This window comes from Arachidicoccus sp., assembly GCF_050436765.1.
In the GTDB taxonomy this organism is placed as follows: domain Bacteria; phylum Bacteroidota; class Bacteroidia; order Chitinophagales; family Chitinophagaceae; genus Arachidicoccus.
In genome coordinates this window covers 1-6,003 of the sequence record NZ_JBNQGD010000047.1, presented here as the reverse complement: position 1 = coordinate 6,003, position 6,003 = coordinate 1, and the positions used below count along the sequence as shown (strand labels likewise).

The 6,003-nt window shown below is 37.4% G+C and carries 5 protein-coding genes; 3 read left to right on the top strand and 2 right to left on the bottom strand.

The genetic code is table 11. The features are described from left to right. Both ACQR30_RS01845 and ACQR30_RS01840 read right to left on the bottom strand, forming a co-directional pair. On the bottom strand, nucleotides 1-1,192 hold a 1,192-nt coding region (locus tag ACQR30_RS01845; RefSeq protein ID WP_429730442.1), incomplete at its 3' end, for an ArnT family glycosyltransferase. Nucleotides 1,193-1,252: 60 nt separating this feature from the next. After that, nucleotides 1,253-1,906 (bottom strand): phosphatase PAP2 family protein, encoded by a 654-nt coding sequence (locus ACQR30_RS01840; RefSeq protein ID WP_429730439.1) that lies wholly within the window; start codon nucleotides 1,904-1,906, stop codon nucleotides 1,253-1,255. Between the two features lie 302 nt (nucleotides 1,907-2,208). On the opposite strand from ACQR30_RS01840, the gene ACQR30_RS01835 reads away from it, so the two are divergent. The 3 genes from ACQR30_RS01835 to ACQR30_RS01825 form a co-directional block, all read left to right on the top strand. After that, a complete protein-coding gene (locus tag ACQR30_RS01835; RefSeq protein ID WP_429730437.1) occupies nucleotides 2,209-3,453 on the top strand; it encodes a TolC family protein in 1,245 nt (414 codons plus the stop codon). Then, nucleotides 3,454-4,365 (top strand): efflux RND transporter periplasmic adaptor subunit, encoded by a 912-nt coding sequence (locus ACQR30_RS01830; RefSeq protein WP_429730434.1) that lies wholly within the window; start codon nucleotides 3,454-3,456, stop codon nucleotides 4,363-4,365. Continuing rightward, on the top strand, nucleotides 4,365-6,003 hold a 1,639-nt coding region (locus ACQR30_RS01825; protein ID WP_429730431.1), incomplete at its 3' end, for an efflux RND transporter permease subunit. The genes ACQR30_RS01830 and ACQR30_RS01825, both read left to right, overlap by 1 nt.

The following is a 6,003-nucleotide window of genomic DNA, read 5'->3' as shown; positions in this document are numbered from 1 at the left end:
TATTTCTAATTTTTTCAAATATTGGTTTCAAAGTTTGCCAACCATACATATCAAGCGTTACGTCATTGGCGCCAATTTCGGGTGCGACTTTTTGGCTCATTGTTCCGGGATATAGCTGAACGACAAATAGCCCTGTTATTAAAACAATAGCGATAAATCCCATATTGAAATCTAATATTTTTTTATAGAAGATTTTATTTACTTCTGTTATTTTGTTTTCTACAAAAATAGCTGTCGGTAACAACAGCGTCATAAAACCCGGACCACTCCAATGAGGCAGCGTGTCACGCAGTAGCGATAGACCGGTAGTAATAACAATAATGGGTAAGGCGCAATACATCAATAATTTACCCAGGTCTCGCTGCATAAATTTTTTACCTTTTATAAAGGCGCTTACCGCTATAAACGATAAGGTTACGTTTATCGGGTTATTGTAGGCGATTTGACCAATGGTTGTGGTGATAAATGCATCTAAATTAAAACTTGCATGAGCAATAGATACTCTATTTGAATTAAAATGCCAAGTGGCAAAATCATTGTAGTAATTCCAAATAACAATGGGAGATATGCAGACTAATGTTATTAAAATGGAGAAGTACAAATAGGGATTGAATAGCCATTTTTTATCGTGAAGGATAATGTATAAACCGAAACCAATCCATAAAAAAACGCCGTGAATCTTACACATAGTGGTAATGCCCACCAGAAGTCCGAATAGCAGTAGCCAGCCATTTACATTTTTATGCTGTGGGGTTTGTATTAATTTTATCAGTACCCACAAAGCCATCATCCAAAAAACAACCTGTGGAGAATCGGGTAAAATAAATATGCCTGAAATAATACTTGTATAAATAGAAGTTGTGTATAAGATAGCTGCAATAAAGCCGGCCCGCTCATTACGTAGCAAATAGCCGCACCTGGCAATTAACCAGGTATTGAAGCCCGCACCAATAATAGCGGTCAACCTCATGGTAAATTGATTGCTATAATGTAAATTGACAGTAAAAAAACGAATAAAAATGCCTACCAAAGGTGGGTGATCAAAATGATTCCAGTCTGGCTGTAAAGCGTAAGTGAAATAATAAACTTCATCATTCCCTAAGTTTAAAGAATAAGCGACTAAACAACGAATAACGGTAGCACAAATAATGAGCAAAAATAATTTCTGAGAAAAAGATCGGTTATGAGTCATTGTTGAAATAGTTATTAGCTTTTGGTAACCGTTTAATTATTGCCTATGGATGCTTCCTTATTATACACGCTTACTATGATGGAATAAATGATTTTGTTTTACAAAAAGTAAATAATTATATACAGAATAGCAAGTTACGGCTGAAACGGTACCCAATACCGACCCATACCAAATATCTTCCACAAAATGTTGTCCCAGATAAATGCGTGACCAGGCTGTAATACAAGCAATCAAAAAACATAGGATGCCCCATATAGGTTTTTTGCAATACAGGGCGATAATGGTCGCTGCGGCGAATACCGATGTTGCATGTCCGGAAGGGAAGCTCCCCAGTGAATGTAAGTGTGACCAACTTGCCGTGTAAATTTTTGTCGTATGATTAAACCAGGCTGCAGGCCTTAACATTGGGTGGGTGTGTTTCATTATTTGAGCGATAATTCCGGAAACTGAATAGCTAATAAACAGTAAGTAAGATAGCCTTCTTTTTTTTAATAGGAATAAAATAAATGCAAGAATAATGGTAAAAGACCCGTCGCCAATACAGGTCGCGACTGTTCCTAAAACATCCAGTGAGAAGCTTCTATGGTAATTGATAAAAAGAAAAGATTCTTCTTTGTTTATAAAAAACACACAATAGCCAATGCATATAAACCATAGAAAACAAAAGGAGAAATATAGCCAATTCTTGGTTAGGGAAAATCGAGGGTTAGACATAGGATAGAAATTAAATAAAGGAGTGTTATCTTTCTACAACAAAATTATTATGATGTTTTCTTAACAATGTTTCGTGAGAAAGAAGTAATTATTATCAAATAATGAAGCCCATAAAATTCTTAATCTTAATTGCGTCTACGCAAATATTATTATCCCTTTCTGAAGATAATTTGAATTTTTCGCTAAGGATAACAGCATTCAATGGTCCTGCTTTCAACAAAGAGTTAAAAAACGCCGCATTAATTTATTCTAAGAAGTTATTTCTTCAGTTTATCTTCAGATTTCAATTACAATTTTGTAAAATGAATAAACGGCTTTTTTTAATGATTTCCATCATTTTTTGTTGGCCATTCTTAGTAATAGCTCAAACAAAAAATCTTCCTTATTATCTGCAGCAAGCAAAAATAAACAGCCCCTTACTTAGCAATTATCAAAACCAGATAGAAAGCATTGGATGGGATAGTATCAAGTTAAAGGCAAGCTACGGACCTCAAGTGGCGGCGAATGGGAACCTCACCTATGCGCCGGTCGTGCATGGTTGGGGCTATGATAATGCAATTACCAATGGTCAAAATGTAAGTGCGTTAATGGTAGTAACAAAACCCATTATTGGTAAAAATAATTTGGATACAAGACTTCAAAGTTTTAGGATTAATAAAGACATTACTGCCAACCAATCTAAGCTAAGCGAAAAAGCTTTGGCGCAGAGCATTACCCAGCAGTACATTACTAGTTATGGTAGCCAACAGCAATTAGCATTGGCCAATGAAATTCTATCCTTTCTAAAGAAAGAAGACACAACGCTGCGCAAATTGGCGAGGTCCTCAGTTTTTAGACAGACAGATTACCTGGCTTTTAAAGTCTCACTGCAACAACAGCAACTGGTAAAAGACCAGTTAAAGGCACAGGCTTTGAATGAGTTGGGTAACCTAAATTATTTATGCGGCCTACAAGATTCTTCTTTTCAAAATTTGCAGTCACCAGCTATGCAAATTGCCAATGAGTTTTCTTTCGACAGTAGTGCCTATGCTAAAACCTACCGACTCGATAGTTTAAAAAATAGTAATGATGCCAAAATTATCGGACTGAACTATAAACCTACGATCAGCGCCTTTGCAGATGGAGGCTATCAATCTTCTCTGGTCGATGTGCCTTACAAAAATTTAGGCTTAAGTGTGGGGCTGAACTTTTCGTTGCCCATTTATGACGGCAAACAAAAAAAGGCCTCTCTTATGCAAAATAAATTACTTGAAGACAGTCGACAAAAGCAACGTGACTTCGCCAAGCAGCAGTACCAACAGAAAGTTTTGCAATTGCAGCAGCAGATTCAGCAATACGAAGAATTAATCAGACAAGGGGAGCAGCAGATGAAATACACCAAAACATTAATTGATGCGGAGAAGCAGCAACTAGAAACAGGAGATGTACGCATGACCGATTACCTATTGTCCATCCATAATTATTTAGACCTGCGCACCGGTATTATTCAAAATAATCTGTCTAGAATGCTCTTAATAGCGCAGCTTAACAATTTAATCTTACTGTAAATGAGCAAAAAATATCTATATGCGGTTCTATCATTTTGTATTTTTTTATCTGCTTGTTCAACCCCGGCACCGGAGGATGCAGCTCCGAAGGCTATAGCGGCAGTGAGCGTTGTAAACCCGGACACGGCTATCATAAGAAATGAGATTTCCATAAATGCTGTGGCGACTTATCTTTTAAAAAATGATATAAAGGCCAATATCAATGGTTATATTATTCGCTCCAATATTCATATTGGAGATAAAATAAATGCGGGACAAACGCTGTTTGTTTTAGAAACCAAGGAAGCAAAAAGTATTGGTAATACCATCAATAATTTGGACTCGACTTTTAAGTTTTCGGGGATTAATAAAATAAAGAGTCCGGTCAACAGTATCGTTGTCGCACTTAGTCATCAGTCCGGAGATTATGTGCAGGAAGGTGAACCATTGGTTACTTTAGCCGATAGAAGCAGTTTCGGTTTTGTGTTAAACCTGCCCTACGAAGATCATCAGCTATTATTAAAGAATAAAGATCTTGCTATTATTTTACCGGACAGTACAAGACTACAAGGTTATGTTGCGCAAATAATGCCTGAGGTAGACAGTGTTTCTCAAACGCAAAAAGTACTGATCAAAATCAAAGGAAACTATAATATTCCTGAGAATTTAATAGCGCAGGTTGAGCTGTTGAAAAATGCCTCTACGCATCTTTCGCTCCCCAAATCGGCAGTTTTTACGGACGAAACACAACAACAATTTTGGGTAATGAAATTACTCAACGATTCTACAGCCGTTAAAATAAATATTCAAAAGGGACTAGAAAATGATAGTCGTGTAGAAATAATAGCGCCACAAATCTCTAAAACCGAGCGCTTTGTAAGTCGGGGAGGTTACGGTTTGGGCGACACAGCAAGCGTTTCAATTCAAAAATAATGCAAGAGCCTTTCTTTTATAAATATAAAAACCCCTTAATTGTCGTCATTATTTTGACTTTGATGGGCGGTGTATTTGCATTTACCAAAATGCAAACCTCTTTATTTCCTGAAATCACTTTTCCTAAAATAAAAATTATTGCAGACGCAGGCCAGCAACCGGTAAATCAAATGACGGTTGCGGTTACACGTCCGCTGGAAAATGCCATCAAGCAAGTGCCAGGGCTAATACGAATACACAGCACTACCAGCCGGGGCAGTTGTGAAATTTCGGCATTTATGGATTGGAATGTGAATATCGATTTAAGCAAGCAACAAATTGAAGCGCGCATCAATCAAATTAGAAATGACTTACCGGCGGGAGTAAGCATTTCTGTAGAAAAAATGAATCCCTCTATCCTGCCTGTAAGTGGCTATTCGCTCGATAGCAAGACCAGAAGCCCGATGGAGCTAAAGCAGTTGGCACTTTATACCGTCAAACCCTTTCTTTCGCAAGTGCAAGGTGTAAGCGATATACGTGTTATGGGTGGGCAAGACAAAGAATACTGGGTTATATTAAATCAGGAAAAAATGAGCCACCTCGGCATCACGCCTGAAATAGTTGCGCAAAGTTTAAATAATACCAATTTCATTCGTTCCAACGGTTATTTGTCTGATTATCGATTGATGTATCTGACCATTACAGATGCACAAATGCATGACGTAAGCCAGTTGCAGAATACGGTTATTAAAAATGATGGGAAACGGGTTATTACCTTAAATGATATTTCCACCGTTGTCGTTCATCCGGCTAAATCATACATCAAAGTAAATGCAAATGGCAAAGAAAGTGTGTTGATTGGTGTAATTAAACAGCCAGATGCCAATTTGATTGATGTTTCTGCTAATATGCAAAAGCAACTCGCTGCATTAAAGAAGATATTGCCCGACGACGTGGTTATCAAACCCTATTATGTACAGGCCAGCTTTGTCAATGATGTAGTAAAAAGTGTTACGGATGCACTATGGATAGGCCTGATTTTAGCGGTATTCGTTGCTATTCTATTTTTAAAATCCGGCAAAGCAAGTGCGACAATTTTAATTACTATTCCAATTACACTAAGTCTGACTTTACTGGCTTTATATTTTACCGGGCAGACCTTCAATATAATGACGCTGGGGGCTATTGCTGCCGCTATTGGTTTAATCATTGACGATGCCATTGTGGTCGTGGAGCAAATACACCGAACGCACGAAGAACATCCGGATGAATCTGCGCCTAAACTTGTCCAGAAAGCTATCAAATATCTATTGAAAGCGATGATTGGTTCGTCTATCAGCACCATCGTTATTTTTATTCCTTTTATATTGATGACTGGTGTTGCCGGTGCTTATTTTAAAGTAATGACCAACACAATGATTATTACTTTAATCTGTTCCTTCTTTGCTACCTGGGTATTGCTTCCGGTGGTTTATCTGTTTTTGTCGAAGAACAAAAAAACAAAACCCCAAAAGCAAATTGTCCATGAAATAAAAGAAAGGAAATGGGTAGGGTTTTTTATCAGGCGGCCTATATATAGCTTTATTTTTATGGCGATTTTGCTTGTCAGTTCTATTGTAGTTTTACAGAGGTTAGGTACAGGTTGTTTACCTGTGATGG

Bases quoted from the DNA above. Each gene is read 5' to 3' on its own strand.
- ACQR30_RS01835 (WP_429730437.1), top strand. From the start codon at position 2,209: ATGAATAAACGGCTTTTTTTAATGATTTCCATCATTTTTTGTTGGCCA.
- ACQR30_RS01830 (WP_429730434.1), top strand. From the start codon at position 3,454: ATGAGCAAAAAATATCTATATGCGGTTCTATCATTTTGTATTTTTTTA.
- ACQR30_RS01840 (WP_429730439.1), bottom strand. From the start codon at position 1,906: ATGTCTAACCCTCGATTTTCCCTAACCAAGAATTGGCTATATTTCTCC.